Origin of the sequence: Nocardia anaemiae NBRC 100462 (genome assembly GCF_001612725.1) — a bacterium.
Classification (GTDB): domain Bacteria; phylum Actinomycetota; class Actinomycetes; order Mycobacteriales; family Mycobacteriaceae; genus Nocardia; species Nocardia anaemiae.
In genome coordinates, this window is sequence record NZ_BDAZ01000017.1 from 128,065 (window position 1) to 142,610 (window position 14,546).

General features: G+C 64.7%; 15 protein-coding genes and 1 pseudogene. 8 read left to right on the forward strand and 8 right to left on the reverse strand.

Annotated features, from left to right (window positions below):
- Nucleotides 1-7 precede the first annotated feature (7 nt).
- Nucleotides 8-1,555 (reverse strand): hypothetical protein, encoded by a 1,548-nt coding sequence (locus NA5_RS11520; protein ID WP_062984840.1) that lies wholly within the window; start codon nt 1,553-1,555, stop codon nt 8-10.
- Between the two features lie 243 nt (nt 1,556-1,798).
- Here NA5_RS11520 and NA5_RS11525 point away from each other — a divergent pair, with 243 nt between their 5' ends.
- The gene (locus NA5_RS11525; RefSeq protein WP_062984842.1) at nt 1,799-2,233 is read left to right on the forward strand and encodes a hypothetical protein; all 435 of its coding nucleotides are present in this window, start codon (nt 1,799-1,801) and stop codon (nt 2,231-2,233) included.
- 39 nt (nt 2,234-2,272) lie between these two features.
- On the opposite strand, the gene NA5_RS11530 is transcribed toward NA5_RS11525, so the two are convergent.
- From NA5_RS11530 to NA5_RS11540, 3 genes are all read right to left on the reverse strand, one after another.
- Entirely contained in the window at nt 2,273-3,529 is a 1,257-nt protein-coding gene (locus NA5_RS11530; RefSeq protein ID WP_062984844.1) for a tryptophan 2,3-dioxygenase, read from the reverse strand.
- Between the two features lie 31 nt (nt 3,530-3,560).
- Nucleotides 3,561-4,589 carry an aminotransferase class V-fold PLP-dependent enzyme gene (locus tag NA5_RS11535; protein ID WP_218020077.1) on the reverse strand — a complete coding sequence of 343 codons (1,029 nt, stop codon included), beginning with the start codon at nt 4,587-4,589 and terminating at the stop codon, nt 3,561-3,563.
- A gap of 91 nt (nt 4,590-4,680) precedes the next feature.
- The gene (locus tag NA5_RS11540) at nt 4,681-5,415 is read right to left on the reverse strand and encodes a tryptophan 2,3-dioxygenase family protein (protein WP_062984848.1); all 735 of its coding nucleotides are present in this window, start codon (nt 5,413-5,415) and stop codon (nt 4,681-4,683) included.
- 418 nt (nt 5,416-5,833) lie between these two features.
- Here NA5_RS11540 and NA5_RS40295 point away from each other — a divergent pair, with 418 nt between their 5' ends.
- The 3 genes from NA5_RS40295 to NA5_RS11550 all read left to right on the forward strand — a co-directional run bounded on the left by NA5_RS40295 (nt 5,834) and on the right by NA5_RS11550 (nt 7,703).
- The gene (locus tag NA5_RS40295) at nt 5,834-6,007 is read left to right on the forward strand and encodes a hypothetical protein (protein ID WP_157110342.1); all 174 of its coding nucleotides are present in this window, start codon (nt 5,834-5,836) and stop codon (nt 6,005-6,007) included.
- A gap of 137 nt (nt 6,008-6,144) precedes the next feature.
- A complete protein-coding gene (locus tag NA5_RS11545; RefSeq protein ID WP_062984850.1) occupies nt 6,145-6,543 on the forward strand; it encodes an ImmA/IrrE family metallo-endopeptidase in 399 nt (132 codons plus the stop codon).
- Nucleotides 6,540-7,703 (forward strand): MAB_1171c family putative transporter, encoded by a 1,164-nt coding sequence (locus NA5_RS11550; protein ID WP_062984852.1) that lies wholly within the window; start codon nt 6,540-6,542, stop codon nt 7,701-7,703. Before NA5_RS11545 ends, NA5_RS11550 begins: the two co-directional genes overlap by 4 nt.
- A gap of 77 nt (nt 7,704-7,780) precedes the next feature.
- Here the strand turns inward: NA5_RS11550 and NA5_RS11555 are convergent, their stop codons facing one another.
- Nucleotides 7,781-8,524 carry a helix-turn-helix domain-containing protein gene (locus NA5_RS11555; RefSeq protein WP_245672193.1) on the reverse strand — a complete coding sequence of 248 codons (744 nt, stop codon included), beginning with the start codon at nt 8,522-8,524 and terminating at the stop codon, nt 7,781-7,783.
- Nucleotides 8,525-8,760: 236 nt separating this feature from the next.
- Between NA5_RS11555 and NA5_RS11560 the strand changes: the two genes are divergently transcribed.
- Entirely contained in the window at nt 8,761-10,023 is a 1,263-nt protein-coding gene (locus NA5_RS11560) for an FAD-dependent monooxygenase (RefSeq protein ID WP_062984856.1), read from the forward strand.
- A 153-nt stretch (nt 10,024-10,176) separates the two neighbouring features.
- Here the strand turns inward: NA5_RS11560 and NA5_RS11565 are convergent.
- Nucleotides 10,177-10,506: pseudogene (locus NA5_RS11565) on the reverse strand (transglycosylase family protein); the annotation flags it as partial.
- 182 nt (nt 10,507-10,688) lie between these two features.
- Here NA5_RS11565 and NA5_RS11570 point away from each other — a divergent pair.
- Nucleotides 10,689-11,258 (forward strand): hemerythrin domain-containing protein, encoded by a 570-nt coding sequence (locus tag NA5_RS11570; RefSeq protein ID WP_062985223.1) that lies wholly within the window; start codon nt 10,689-10,691, stop codon nt 11,256-11,258.
- A gap of 46 nt (nt 11,259-11,304) precedes the next feature.
- On the opposite strand, the gene NA5_RS11575 is transcribed toward NA5_RS11570, so the two are convergent.
- Nucleotides 11,305-11,703 (reverse strand): hypothetical protein, encoded by a 399-nt coding sequence (locus NA5_RS11575; RefSeq protein WP_157110343.1) that lies wholly within the window; start codon nt 11,701-11,703, stop codon nt 11,305-11,307.
- A 142-nt stretch (nt 11,704-11,845) separates the two neighbouring features.
- The gene (locus NA5_RS11580) at nt 11,846-12,622 is read right to left on the reverse strand and encodes a GTP-binding protein (RefSeq protein ID WP_062984861.1); all 777 of its coding nucleotides are present in this window, start codon (nt 12,620-12,622) and stop codon (nt 11,846-11,848) included.
- Nucleotides 12,623-12,769: 147 nt separating this feature from the next.
- On the opposite strand from NA5_RS11580, the gene NA5_RS11585 reads away from it, so the two are divergent.
- A complete protein-coding gene (locus NA5_RS11585) occupies nt 12,770-13,192 on the forward strand; it encodes a Zn-ribbon domain-containing OB-fold protein (protein ID WP_174555228.1) in 423 nt (140 codons plus the stop codon).
- The gene (locus tag NA5_RS11590) at nt 13,185-14,387 is read left to right on the forward strand and encodes a lipid-transfer protein (protein WP_062984862.1); all 1,203 of its coding nucleotides are present in this window, start codon (nt 13,185-13,187) and stop codon (nt 14,385-14,387) included. The genes NA5_RS11585 and NA5_RS11590 overlap by 8 nt, the downstream gene beginning before the upstream one ends.
- Nucleotides 14,388-14,546 lie beyond the last annotated feature (159 nt).

The following is a 14,546-nucleotide window of genomic DNA, read 5'->3' on the forward strand; positions in this document are numbered from 1 at the left end:
GCACCGCCTACCCCGGCCGAGAAGCCGCGTCGACCAGTACCGCGTGCAGTGTCTTCGCTTGGATGCGGGCCGCAGTTCCGCGCAGCACCACCTCGGCGAATGCGGCGCCGAATGCCCTACTCACGTCGAACCCGCCTGCGGCCGTGGGATCCCCGGTCAACTCGGCACGCCAGTGCTGATAACCGCGCACCACCTCGGCGAGTGTGCGGTGTCGTCCCGGTTCCAGACGCAGGTACTCCGCCACCAGGACGCGCTGCGCCCGCCTGCGCGCGAAACCGCCACCGGCGCCATCGAGTGCCGGGCCGAACTCACGTAACGTCGCCGCGTAGATATCCGACTCGGTTCCGGTGACTTCGCTCGGCTGCTGCGCGGTCCGCTGGTCGAGAGTGATCGAGCGAGCTGGGCCCCCGGGGCCGTGTGGTTCGGAACTCCACCGCACCAAGCCCGCTTCGGCGCCGAGTTCGGCCACCGCGACGACATCCAGGACGATCACCGGGTAGTCGGTAAGCACCCGGTCCACCGCGGCCACGAACTCACGCACCGCCGACACCTGCAGGCCGGGTGTATCGAATCCGGCCACCCGCACACCGTGGTGATCGGCCAATCTGCGTGCCAGCCATCCGACCACGGGATCGGAAACCGGTCGGCCTTCGGAACCGCGCCGATCACGCCCGCGCGGTTCGTCGGTGGGCTTGTTCGGTCGCGGCGGGGAACCGTACCGAGGGCTGGGGGAACTCGGCTGAGCGCCCGCGGCCGAGCCGGGTGTCGGGGGCCGTTGCCCGGTCCACGGGGTATCTCGCCGCCCGACATCGGCCGCTGGCCACGGTCCAGATGCCGCGCCCAGGGACCGGGCGGCGTTCCGGGTGGCAGCCGGGGGCAACGACCAAGAGGACGGGGGCGACACCCGGCGACCGGACTCACCGGCTGGGTCGCCGGGTTTGCCTCTGCCCTCTCGACCTGCCCGATCCGACCCCTGGGCTGTTCGATCCGAAGAATCCGGGCGCCGCGGACCGCCCTGCGGTGTTGACTGTTCCGCGGCAGCCTCGGGCGACCGCCGCCCGCCGGGCGCGGACCGTTCGGTCGGCTGCGCCCGGTCCGTGGGATGCGCTTGGCCTCCCACTGCCGAAGAGGTCGCCGCCGGATCGTATGTCCCGGATGAATGCTCGTCGGCGACCGCTGGCGTGCCGACGGGGTCATCCGACCGCTGCGCAGCAAGACGCCCGATGTTCGGCTCGATGTCCCCGGCTGTGGCGCCTACCCGGCTGGCAAGATAGGCGTCCTGCGCCTCGAATTGGCGTGCGGCGTCGATGATTCCGGCGGCCGTGCCGTGCAGGCTCTCCGCCATTTCCCGCACATTCGCCAGCAACTGCTCGGCGTGCGGCTTGAACTCCTTGGCGAATGCCAGGCCGATATCGTCGTCGCCCCAGCTGCCTTCGGACTGCACCACACAGTCCCGCAAACTCGCATAGGTCTGCCCCACCTGATCACCGAGTCCGGACAGCCGCTCTCCCCGATTTCGCAGACTATCCGGATCCAACCGGACCTCAGCGTTCACGTCCCACCCCGTCGGTCAGACTCGGCCGCTGCTACGCATTCGGAACCGTCGCGGTTGCCCCACCTGTTCTCCCTTCGGAACCCCCGCCCGCGCATGACGCCAACCACGTCAACATATGTGACGGTGGCGTCGAATCTCATTCACACCAGTTGATACCCCGATTGCACCATGCCTGTCATTGTCTGTCAACGGGCGTCAAGCGATAATGGTTGGGAACCATTCCAGTTGACGGAAAGGCGATCGGTGGAGGAAGACGAAGCACCCTCGACGTTGGCGTCGAAATTGACCCATCTGTTCGACGTCGTACGCAGGCCCGACGGTCGCGAGTTCAGCAACGAGGAGGTCGCCACCGCGGTCACCCGCGACCAAGAGGTGAAGATGTCGGGCTCGTATGTCTGGTATCTGCGCACCGGCCAACGAGACAACCCCACCTTCCGACACCTGAGCGCACTGGCCCGATTCTTCGGAGTTCCCCCCGCCTACTTCTTCGACGACGAAACCAGCCGCGAAGTCGATGCCGAGCTAGGCCTACTGGCCGCCATGCGCGACGCGGGCGTCCGCGATGTGGCACTACGAGCCGCCGGACTATCCGCCGAAAGCCTGGCCGCGGTCACCGACGTCATCAACCGATTCCGCCGATTGGAGCGACTACCCGCAGGCCGTACCAACGACCAATAGCTGCCATGCGGACCCGGGGGGTCGGCGAATCGTGAAGTGTCAGACCACAATCGGGTTGTCGGGAGCCACGTTGTCGACGGGCTCGACGGTGGTGAAAACCGGAATCGTGCGCGAGGCCGCCAAATAGGGGGTGCCCTCGGTATATCCGGTGCCACTGGCACCGCCGAGCATGCGCACTGCCAGTCGATAATGAGTGGTGCGCCAGCGGAGCAGAGCGGCCGAGAAGTTTGCCATCACTTCCGCCAGCCGGGCCAGCTCGGGTCCGGCGATGTCGCCCGAGCGGCTGGCAATGGTGAAGGCATCGTCGAGCGTGCATCCCTGACCGGCGAGAACCCGGTCGCGAACCTCAGGCACCGAGTGGTATGCGGGTGACTCGACCCGCTCGGCGTCCGGACGCCGACACAGCGACTCGACGAGCTTGTAGCTTCGCGACTGGATCGCGCTGGCGCCCTCGGTGAACTGACGGAAAGTCCGGAAGGACTCGATCTGCATCGTGGCAAGCATCGAGAACAGCGGTGCCGCCTCGCGCAGTGCAGTCGTCGAGTTGCTGATGAAGTGGATAGCTCGGCTCACGTCGCCGGCGGTCAGCGCTGCCACAGCACCGCGCAGGTGCATGGCCACAAGCGTGAAGATTGTCTCGAAGGTCTGCAGCACCCGAAGAAACAGGTACTCGTCGTGCATGGTGTAGACCGGCAGGATACTCAGCTCGAGCACCCGCCGCTCGGCAAAGGACATGTCGGCGTGCACGAATGCGCTGACTTGCTGCGCCCGCTCGACTGGCTCGTCGGCGGTCAACCCGCGATCCAGTGCCAAGCGCGTCAGCGCTGGCCGGAGCGCACGCAATCCATGCCGAATCCGCTTGTCGACCACATTCCGTGGCGGACGCATCGTCGGCAGCAGTGTGGTTCGGTCAGCTATCGCGGCCAGTTCGAAGGCCAGAACATCCGCGAGAAGTTGCACAGTGCGCCGATCACACCGAGACCGCGCGAAAAGCGCCTGCTCTATCGGGTCATCGATGACGGGCAGTTCGAGCAGCCGCAGCGCCAGGTAAGTCGGATAGCTATATCGGTTGTCCCGTTTATCCAGCGCACAGTCCAGAAATGCGGTGAGGACTCGTATCGGTGGCCAAGGACCACCGAGCCGGGGCAGTACCGCGCGGGCCTGGTCGAGTAGTTCCAACGTGTCGGTGGGCACGAAATGCTTGCCGACACTGTGATACCCGCCGAGAACCGCGTCGTAGGGGAATCGTTCAGCGGCTGGCACGCATAGCCACGACTCGAGTTCAGCGGTCGACATCAGAGCCTTTCCGTCTATGCAAAAGAAAAATTCAGAACGTACGCCGGATTTCGCGCAGGGCTGCACATAGGGCGGTGATGTCCGCATCATTGCTGTAATAGTGAAATGACACCCTGACCACGTCATGACGTGGGCTGACCGCGATGTCATGTCCGGCCAGTCGGCGACCCAGTCCGGCGGGATCGCCGTCGATAATTCCTATATGTGCTCCACGGCGCTCGATCGGGACGGCGCACACACGCTCACCTTGTGCGCTCAATTGCTCGCGAGCCAGTTCGCCCAGGCGCCCTACATGATTGCGAACAAGTGCGAGATCCAGATCACCGACAAGCTGTAGCCCCGCCACGGCGGCATAGCATGCCGACACGGCCGGTGTACCGGTTTCGAATCGCGCCGCCGATGCCGGGAAGTCCAATTGGAAGGGGTTGAAAGCATACGGGTCGACTCGCCCGAACCACCCTGTCAGAGTCGGTATGCGGTCGGAATTCTCAGGCGCACGGGCGTAGAGGAAAGCGAGGCCGGGCAAGCCGAGTAAGTACTTCGAAGTCCCCGCAACGAGGAAATCGCAGCCGAGGCTTCCGACGTCCACGGGATCCACACCGATCGCCTGATAGGCATCGACGAATACTTCGGCACCGGCCGCGTGCGCAGCCTGGACCACTTCCATGACCGGTAGCCGGGCGGCGTGCTGATAACTGATCAAAGGCACCGAAACCAAGCGGGTTGTCCGGTCGATGAGCGCCGTGAAACTATCCACGGTATGACCGGCGTCGACAACCTCGGCGCCGCATTGCCGCTGGGCACGCCAGACATGGGCAATAGACGGAAATTCGGCTGTTGTGGTAACGATACGAGGGCGAGCTTGCCAGCTTCGCGTAGAAGCGACCTGGAAGGCGCCGATCGATGCGTTGGGAACTACCGCCACTTGGTCCAACCGCGCACCGATCAGTGCCGCAAATCGCTTTCTTGCCATACTGATCTGGTTCTCGAATGCCTCCCAGGCCGCGCCGGGACGGGTCATCTCCTCCAGCATCCGCGCCAACGCACCATCGAGCTCCACCGAACGAGCCCCAACGCTGCAACTTGCCAGATGTACTGCGCGTCGCAAAATCGGAAAGTGAGATCGGAATTCCTCGGGAGCGATCGGCCGACTACTCATCGCCGAACTTCCCGGGCAGATCGGCATTCGGCTGCGCCATCGGCCCGGTCTCCGTGAGGAAACTTCTGATTTCCCATAGTTCGGGAAAAAGCCGGTGCGAGATCAGTTTGGTCAGCATTGCGACCGGCGTGCCCTGCGTGCCGGTGGCATGATGTCCGATCAACCGTGCGGTGATCTTGAAGTGCCGCACCCGCCACAAAGAAACCCGCTCATCCCATTCGATCATGGCCTCGGCCAGGCGGTGTATTTCGGAATGCTGCTCGGCCCGATATACCTCGATAAGTTCGATACCCCGATTCTGCACGAACGTGGTGAACGATTTCCCGATAGCCCGACTATCTCGCCGCACCGAAAGCCAGCCCGGAGAATCGGATCCCGAACCGTGGCCGAGAATGGTACGGATAGTTTGGAAGTCCCATGGTGACAGATGGCGCATCATCTCCAACTGGTCGGTAATGAGATCCATTGCCAGACACGCTCGGGTCAATAATGCGATTGCGTTGTTCAGATCGGCATTATCGATATGGTCGGCTGCCTTGCGTAACTCGGTGCAGGCCAGCTTCAGCCACAACTCGGTCGACTGATGGACGATTTGGAACAGTAATTCGTCACGGTGCACCATCTCGTCCGGACGACGCTGCAGATCCAGAAGTCGATCGGTACGCATATAACGGGTGTAGTCGTTATCGCCCTCGCCACTCAATATCTGCCGGGAGTAGTCCTTCATCGCCACACCTGGATGCCACACACGGCGCCGACGCATCGCCGTCCAGGCTGATTTCCACCTGGTGTTTTCCAGGCGATCGAGTCCAGCTCGAGCTGCGGCCGGTCCTGCCCGGCAGCGGCGCGGGACTGTGTCGCATCGGGTGGACAACCAGGACCGCGACCTTCTCGCGCCGGTGACGAGCAATGTCGCGATGAACCAAGGACCTGCCGACGATCGGCCTCCGGGGTGCTTCTGCCCACTGCCGGTCCTCTCGCCAACACATAACGCATCTATCAGAGTGTCAACCGGTGTGATTGCGATGGGCGAACCATCTTCACATCAGTTGACGCGCCTGATTATTGCCACGCTTGGCGTGTCCTGTCAACGGTTGTCAAGCGATAATGATTCGCAACCATTCCAGTTGACGGAAAGGCGATCCGTGGACGACACAGCCTCGACGTTGGCGTCGAAATCGACCCACCTGTTCGATGTCGTACGCAGGCCCGACGGTCGCGAGCTAAGCAACGAGGAGGTCGCCACCGCGGTCACCGACGTCATCAACCGATTCCGCCGATTGGAGCGACTACCCGCAGGCCGCCCCAACGACCAATAACACACGAACAACCCCAACCAGCAAGGACTGCCATGCGGACCACTGATTTGCGGAAGCGCTGCGAAAGGCGAATCGACGCACTCGAGCTACCAGTTCGTTTCGGTATCGGCGAAGTGTGTGAGCGTCTGGAGAGTCATGTGGGCAGACGGATCGAACTGATCCCGATGGCCTTGCCGCCAGCGAGTCCACTCGGCTTGCTGATCACCGACGAACGCGGGCATTCCGTCATCTATGAGGAGTCCGCCAGCCCGATTCACCGCCAGCAGATCATCTTCCACGAATTCGCGCATCTACTCTTCGGTCACCGCGGTCAGCCGATCGGCGATGATCGACAGCACTGCATGTTCGTGCACATCGCCCAGGAGATCCAAGGACAGGTGCTCGCCAGATCCTGCGGATCGACCGAGCAGGAAACCGAGGCCGAGATGACGGCGACATTGCTCCTGCAACGCGCGCACCGGTCGAGCCAGCCGATCACCGTCGCTGCCGATCCGGCGATCGCCGACATAGTCCGCCGCTTGGACAAGTCACTGTGACCCCCGACCCGATTCTGCTCATCCTGCTCACCGCGTTCGCATGTGGCGCCGTCCTGGCTATCAAGGCTCGCGACATCATCCGGGATCCGGACAACGGGATGCACCGTGCGAGCGCGCTTTTCGCCGCCGCGATCCTGGCGACCATGATGCTATGGCTCGAATCCGACGCCATCGACCAGCACACTCACGTTCGAACAGTCGGCATCCTGCTCAGTGACATCACGGCGATGCTCGCGGTGTGCGCGAGCCAGATATGGTTTGTGTACCTTACGACACGGACCGAGATCGCGCGGCGCAGATCCCCGCTGTGCTACGCGGGATTCGTAGTTGTCGTCGGCGCTGTCGTCTTACTGTTCGCCGCCTTCCCACCGGCCTCCGCGAATGATGCCCGATACCGGTATCTGTTCATCTGCTACGTCGGTGTCAGCGCCGTCGCGGCGGTAGTGTTCGGGTTCCGCTACGCCGCGCTCACCGCGAAACCCTGGCTGCGCATCGGATTCCGGGTAATCGCATTGGGCGGCATCGCCGTGATCGCACGCCTGGCCTTCCTCGGATACGTACTGGTCGCAGCCGATCTCGGCCACGCACCCCGGCCCGTGTATGCCACCGTGGACGGACTACTCACCGTAGCCGGACTGCTCATCGTCATCACCGGGATGGCACTGCCATCGGGGGGCGAGTTTCTGGGAGCGCTGCTGCACGCTTACCGATGCCACCGAGCCGAACGACAACTCAGTGCGCTGAGCGGGCACCTGACATCCGCGACCGGCACGACGTGCGTTGTGCCGCTGCCTGCCAGCCGCGAATGGAATCCCTTGCGGGACGCCGAATTTCGGCTCTGTCGCCGGGTCATCGACATTCGGGACGCGCAACTGGCGTTACGCGGGTATGCCGATCCACGGGCGCGACAACTCGCCGCCGATCGATACGACGCACTCGGCTTGCCGGACCATGAGCGGGGCCCGATGATCGAGGCGGCCGTCATCGCGTCCGCGATCACGGCGAAACAAGCAGGCCACCCGCCCCGCCACAACACGACGATGACCCTGTCCACTGAACAAGGCGGCACCGACACGTTGCTCGACGAAGCCAGATGGCTCGGACGTGTCAGCCGCGCCCTGCGATCTGCCGAGATCGTTAGGCGCAACGCTGAGGTCTAGCTGCCGCGTCCGAGAACGGCGCAACCTCAGCTTCATCGGCTGCGCTCATCGGCGAACGCGCCACCAGGCCGCTGATTTCAATTCGTCTGAGGCAGGGCAGCTCGTTGCGGCCATGCGAGGTCGTCGACGGCCAGCCAGGATTCGCGGGCTACGGCCGTCGGCGTGACGCCCGCGAACGCGACGATATCGCGGTGCAGGTGGGATTGGTCGGCGTAGCCGCCCTCGGCCGCGACCCGGGCCGGGTCGATTCCGGCGGCGAGGCCATGGACGGCACGGTCGAAGCGAATCAATGTCGCCGCTCGCTTGGGCGGCAAACCGACTTGCGCTCGGAATCGGGACCACAGGCGTTTGCGGCTCCAACCGACCTCATCGGCCAAGGCATCGATCCGGACCAGTCCGTGCCCTGCCCGGATCCGCCGCCAGGCCCAGATCACTTCCGGCTCGGCCGACGGTTCGGCCGCCCAACGGCTGGCCAGCAACATCTCGATGAGCGCGAAACGCTCTGTCCACGAGGGAGTTTCAGCCATCCGCTCGCGGATACGCGCCGCCTCCCGGCCCCACAGGTCGTCCAGAGGTACAACGGCGTCGGTCAATTCGGCGAGGGGGGCGCCGAGCACGGCACCCGCGATCAACGGTGACAACCGCACTTGCACGCATTCCATCTGCTCGCCGCGCACGCGCCGCGTCCGGGCTCCGAGACCGGTGGCGAGGCTGCCCCGCCACTGTCCGGTGCTGTCGTCCACGACGGGCGAGCGGGCACCGAAATCCAATACCAGTGTCGCAGCGGGATGCGGAAGTGTCCGCTGGTCAACAGGATTCACCCCGTGATCGCGGAACCCCGCCATGACTACGCCGGGGATCCTGCTGGGTCGCGACGGACAGACGACATCCCACACAGGTTCCGGCCGTGTGAAGCGCACCCTCACATGCTGGAGGCTCGGGAGCATTTGTTCAAGACATTGTTCCGCACCAGCGGCGACAGTCGAAGCGCTGGTGATCTTCGGTGAACAGGATCGCCGGTGGCGCTCCCCGACCTCGACCAAATAAGGAAATACTCATGCGGATTCTCATTTCCGGTGCCAGCGTCGCCGGTCCGGTATTGGCATATTGGCTCACCCGGCACGGCTTTTCGGTCACCGTCGTCGAGCGCGCTCCGGTGCTGCGCAAGACCGGCGGCCACGCGGTCGACCTGTTCCGGCCCGCGATGGACATCTCGGAGAAGATGGGCGTGCTCCCACGCGTCGAGGAGCGGGCGACCGGCACGAAGCGGATGACCCTGTACCGCGAGGGCGCACGACGTTGCGTCGGGGTGGACTTGGCCAAGATCTTCGGCGCCACCTCCGACCGGCACGTCGAGATCATGCGTGACGAGTTGAGCGAGATCTACTACGACGCCGCGCGCGACGACGTCGAGTATGTCTTCGGCGACTCGATCACCGCGATCTCACCCGATGGCGAAGTGCGGTTCGAGAACGCCGCGCCGCGCCGCTTCGATCTGATCGTCGGCGCGGACGGGCTGCACTCCAACGTGCGCAGCCTCGTCTTCGGCGACGAGTCCCGCTTCAGCGCCTTCATCGGGGCCTACCTCGGTGTGCTGACCCTGCCCGAGGCCTTCGGCCTCGACCGTGAGGTCCGCATCCACGTCGGCGTCGGACGCACCGCGGGCATCTACGGCGCACGGCACCTCGACGACGCGCGGGCGTTGTTCCTGTTCCGCAGCGAGCACCAGCTCGACTACCACCACCGTGACGTGCCCCGGCAGAAAGACCTGCTGCGCAATGCGTTCGGCGGCATGCACGCCGACGTGGACCGCTGGCTGGACGAACTCGACCGCACCCCCGCGTTCTACTTCGACTCGATCACCCAGCTCCGCATGGACAGCTGGTCGCGGGGGCGGGTGACACTCGTGGGCGACGCGGGCTACTGCCCCGGCCCGGCCGTCGGCGGCAGCACCACCCTGGCCGTCGTCGGTGCATATGTCCTCGCCGGGGAACTGGCCCGCGCGCGCGGCGACCACGAGCGCGCCTTCCCCGCCTACGAACGCGCGATGACCGAGCACGTGCGCGGCAGCCACGCGGGCGCGCTGAGCGCGGCGAAGACCCTGATCCCGACATCCCGCCTCGGCGTGTCAGGGTTGGTCCAGGGCACCCGCCTGATTTCCGCGCTGCCCGCGGGGCCTAGCCGCGCCTTCGTCCGTCTCGCCACCAAAAGCGCGCGCCTATACAACTCCATGACCGTCGACGACTATCCGCCGTCGTCCGCCCCGACAGATCGGGTCGGCCACGCGGGCGACCCCGGAAGCGGGCTCGGGGTGGAGTAAAGAGCGCTCACCGGTATCGCTAGGGCGGTCGCTCTTCCCACTGACCGTCGTGGCTACTCCGCGAGGTGTCGACCGTGGCGGGCGGCGTTCACGTGGACCTACGACAGTGGCATCGCTCGGTCGGACCCGATGTACAGCTGGGCTGTCTCACCGGAGGCCGAGCGCTGCCGAACAACCTGGCCACGGCCCCCAGCCCTGAACGGCGAGTATCCGCTCGGCGACGGCGATCTGCTGCTCACGGGTGGCTTTGTCGGCGGTCTGCCCATACGCGGCACCGCCATATGCAGCCCATGTGCCCGGCGAGAATTGCAGGCCGCCCTGAAATCCGTTGCCGGTGTTGCTGGTCCAATTACCACCCGACTCACATGCGGCGAGGCTGTCCCATTCCTGATCGGTAGCGGCAGACGCTTGGCCGATGTATGCCATGCCGGTCCCGCCGATAATCGCGCTGGTGATGACGATTTTCTTGAGTGGAGTGCCCAGAGTGCCCAATTCACAGTTCCTTTCGAGTCAGCAAACCTATACAGGTGTCCAAGCATGAAAGGTGATCACTGGATCTTTGGAGCCGTTCGAGTCTGTGCCGGGCGCGGTGAGCCGAAGTGACAGTCCTCGATATCGTGTCCACATCGAAATACAAACCCGCGTGCGGTATCAGGGAGGAAATTATGGACATTACCGAGCTGATCCTCGATGACCACCATGAACAGCGGCGGCTATTCGCGATACTGGAACAGATCGATCGCGCGGAGACCGGCGTGCTTTCCGCGATTTGGGACAGGCTCGCCGCCTTCCTCGAGCTGCACGCGCAGGCGGAGGAGGAGATCTTCTACCCCGCACTGCTGCAGGCGGGTATCGCGGCCCGGCGCGCGGCTGGGGTGGAGGACGAGACGCTCGACGCTATCCACGACCACAACGAGATCAGGGACGCGATCGCCGAAGTGGCGCGTCATCAGGTCGGCACCGATGACTGGTACGCGGCCGTGGCGGCGGCGAACCTGGCCAACAGCGATCACATGGCCGAGGAAGAACGCGAGGGCCTCACCGACTTCCGCCGCCTGACGGGGCTGCCGCGCCGCCATCAGCTGGCCGTGGCATTCGCCGCTTACGAGGCGCGCAACTACGCCGGAGTCCAGCCCGTGGACAAGGATCCCGTCGGCTACGTTCGTGCGGAAGAGAAGAAGCTGCGGACCGCTGCGAGCGGATCGCTGAGTGTCGGCACCCTGAAGCGGCACTGACCCAGATGCGCTGTGGCTCAGGACTTCCCGCTCATGCCGACCTGGGTCAGCGGCCAGGGTAGAGATTGCAGAAATCTTCGGGTTGGAGAAGGCTGCCCTCGCGGGCGATGCGAGCCTGCTCCTGGCTGATGCACTCCTGATACCGCAATCGCCGATCCAGATCGTTTTCGGGGTTCTCACTGAAAAATCCGGCGATGAGCCAGGCCAGCACGAAGACCACTGCGCACACGATGGCGACCAACCGTGCCGTCGGCACAGACGCCAGGGGTGCGGGCACCTTGCTGTCCTGCAGTGGCGAACCATCCGTCGACAGTCGGCGGTCGGATGTATCGCTTGCTGTCACCACATCGTCCGGGCGATCCGAACCATTCGTTGGGTGGGAGTAGGTATATCCGTCGACGTCTCGATCCTGATGTTCGAAGTCATCCATCGCGATGAATCCCATTCGCCGATTCCGTTGTGCCGGAATCACTATCGTGGACTCGACCTGGAAAATCCTGAACAAAACCTTGTTAACCCGAGTCATAACCATTGAATGGCAGTCGATCTCGCGGAAGTGCCGAAGTCGTCGCCGATGACAGCGTCCGTCAATGGTCGAGAGCGTGTTCCGGTTGACAGACGTGCAGGGGAGACGGCAGATATCGGACGATGGCGTCCAGCAGCGGGGCGACATCGTCACTCCATGGCGCCGCATCACAGAGGACGGGCACAGCGTCGCCGAGGCGTGTGCGGCAGCGGATGCGCTCGTGCAACTGTTCGGGTGGGATCTCTCGCAGGCCGAGCGAATCCGCCGCGTCCTGTTCCAGCACCGCCGCCACGAGGTGGCGATACCACTGCTCGGCGACTTTCCAATGGCTGCCGTAGAATTCGACGGCCATCGGTTCGAGCGCCCACATCGGAACCAGATCGATGACGCCTTCGAACTCGGTGCCGATGCCGATAGGAATCTGCAGCGTCAACGGCACCGCCCCGCGCGTCTGGGCGATCGTGCGGACGCAGCGGTCGAAATCGGCGGCGGGATGGTCGAGTGCGGTCACCAGACACAGCCGTGCGACCTGGTGGTCGTCGGCAACCCGCAGTATCGTCTCGAGCCGCGGGGTGCTCCGCACGGCAGCGTTCACGACCGCGATCACCCCGTCGGCTACCCGGATCGACTGTTCCAACTCCGCGATGGGCGCGTGGCTCGACAGCTCGGCGATATGGATTGTGTGATCGACGCGGCCCATCACCCAATGGACCGTGTCCGCCGCGCCGGTCCTGGCGAAACGGCGGCACAGGCGGTGGGCGACTCGTGTCGTCTCGTCGGGGTCCCCGATGATCATGACGTTGCGGATCGACTGCGGGTGAATGGCTTTGGTGCCCATCGGTACTCCAGGTCGACTCGAGGTCTCGTCGCGTCCTCGATTCGCCTCACCGTACCGCCGCGGGTACATCGCCGGTGCCGAGTTCCGCGCCAAAATAGAACATGTTCCTATAACGTCGGGTTTGTGCAGAAAGAACAACGCCCCGCGGTGACGGATTGGTTCACCGCGGACGACGGCGCGGTACGTCTCATGGGAAGTCGCTGCGATGTGTGCGGCACACCGTATTTCCCGCAGAACACGCTGGCCTGTCGCAACCCGCGGTGCGCAAGTCCGAAGGACGGCTCCGAGCTGGTCGAGTACCTGTTCTCCACGCGTGGCCGGATCTGGTCATACGCGGATGCCCGGTACAAGCCGCCCCCGCCCTATGTCTCCCCCGACCCGTTCGAGCCGTATGTGGTCGCGGCGGTGGAGCTGGAGGTCGAGCAGATGGTGATTCTCGGGCAGGTTGTGCGTGGCCTAACGGTGGACGACCTGGCCGTCGGCATGCCGGTGGAACTGACCGTCGGCGTGCTGTACGAGGACGAGGAAGCCGAGCACACGGTGTGGATGTGGAGGCCGGTCGATGCCTGACACGAATGATCGCGACATTGCCGTGCTCGGTGCGGGCATGCACCAATGGGGCAAATGGGGGCGCAATTTCGTCGAATACGGGCTGGTCGCGGCGCGCGCGGCACTGGCAGATGCCGGGGTGGACCACCTCGACGTCGGCTACATCGCCGGTGCGGACACGATCCGCAACGGATACCCCGGTTTCGTCTCCGGTGCGACATTCGCCCAGGCGTTGGGCTGGTCGGGTGCGCGGATCTCGAGCAGCTACGCCGCCTGCGCCTCCGGTGCGCAGGCCATCGCCAATGCGCGCGCCCAGATCCTGGCCGGGTTGACCGATGTAGCGCTGGTTATCGGCGCGGATGCCGCCCCGAAGGGCTTCTTCCAGCCGGTCGGCGGTGAACGCCGCGACGACCCGGACTGGTTGCGCTTCCACCTGCTCGGTGCGACCAACCCCATCTATTTCGCGCTCTATGCCCGCCGACGGATGGCTCTGCACGGCGCCACGCTCGACGATTTCGCCGCGGTCAAGGTGAAAAACGCCAAGCACGGACTGAACAACCCGTACGCCCGCTACCGCAAGGAGGTTTCGGCCGAGGAGGTCGCTGCCTCGGCGATCGTCTCGGACCCGCTGCGGCTGCTCGACATCTGCGCGACCAGTGACGGCGGTGCGGCACTGGTACTGACGTCGATGGAATACGCACGCCGCCACGGCGTCACCGACCCGGTCCGTATCCGGGCGCTGTCGACGGTCACGCCGACATTTCCGAAAACCGTCCTCGACCTACCGGATTTCGCGACGGACTCCGCCGTGGCCGTCGAGGCACCGCCGCACACGTTCCGTTCCGCCATCGCGCACGCCGCGTACGAGGAGGCCGGGCTCGGGCCCTCCGATCTGTCCTTCGCGGAGGTCTACGACCTCTCGACCGCCCTGGAATTGGACTGGTACGAGGACATCGGAATCTGCGACACCGGCGACGCCGAGGGACTATTGCGCAGCGGCGCAACAACTTTGGGTGGACGCGTGCCGGTGAACCCCAGTGGTGGCCTGGCCTGCTTCGGTGAGGCGATCCCCGCGCAGGCGATCGCTCAGATCTGCGAGCTCACCTGGCAATTGCGCGGCCGAGCCGATGGCCGCCAAGTGGAGAACGCCCGTGCGGGCATCGCGGTGAATCAGGGCCTGTTCGGTCACGGCTCGGCAATCATCGCCACCCGCTGAACCGAGGCCGATCCACGCCGCGAGAGGCCCTGGCTCGCGCGCAACGGGCCTGAGTGTGCACGACGAAGTACCAAAACAGAACTGGACGACCGGAACCGTCCGCTATCGGCCGCCCGACTCCATTACCCTGATGCCGAACGCGCGGGAACGATGTGGAAG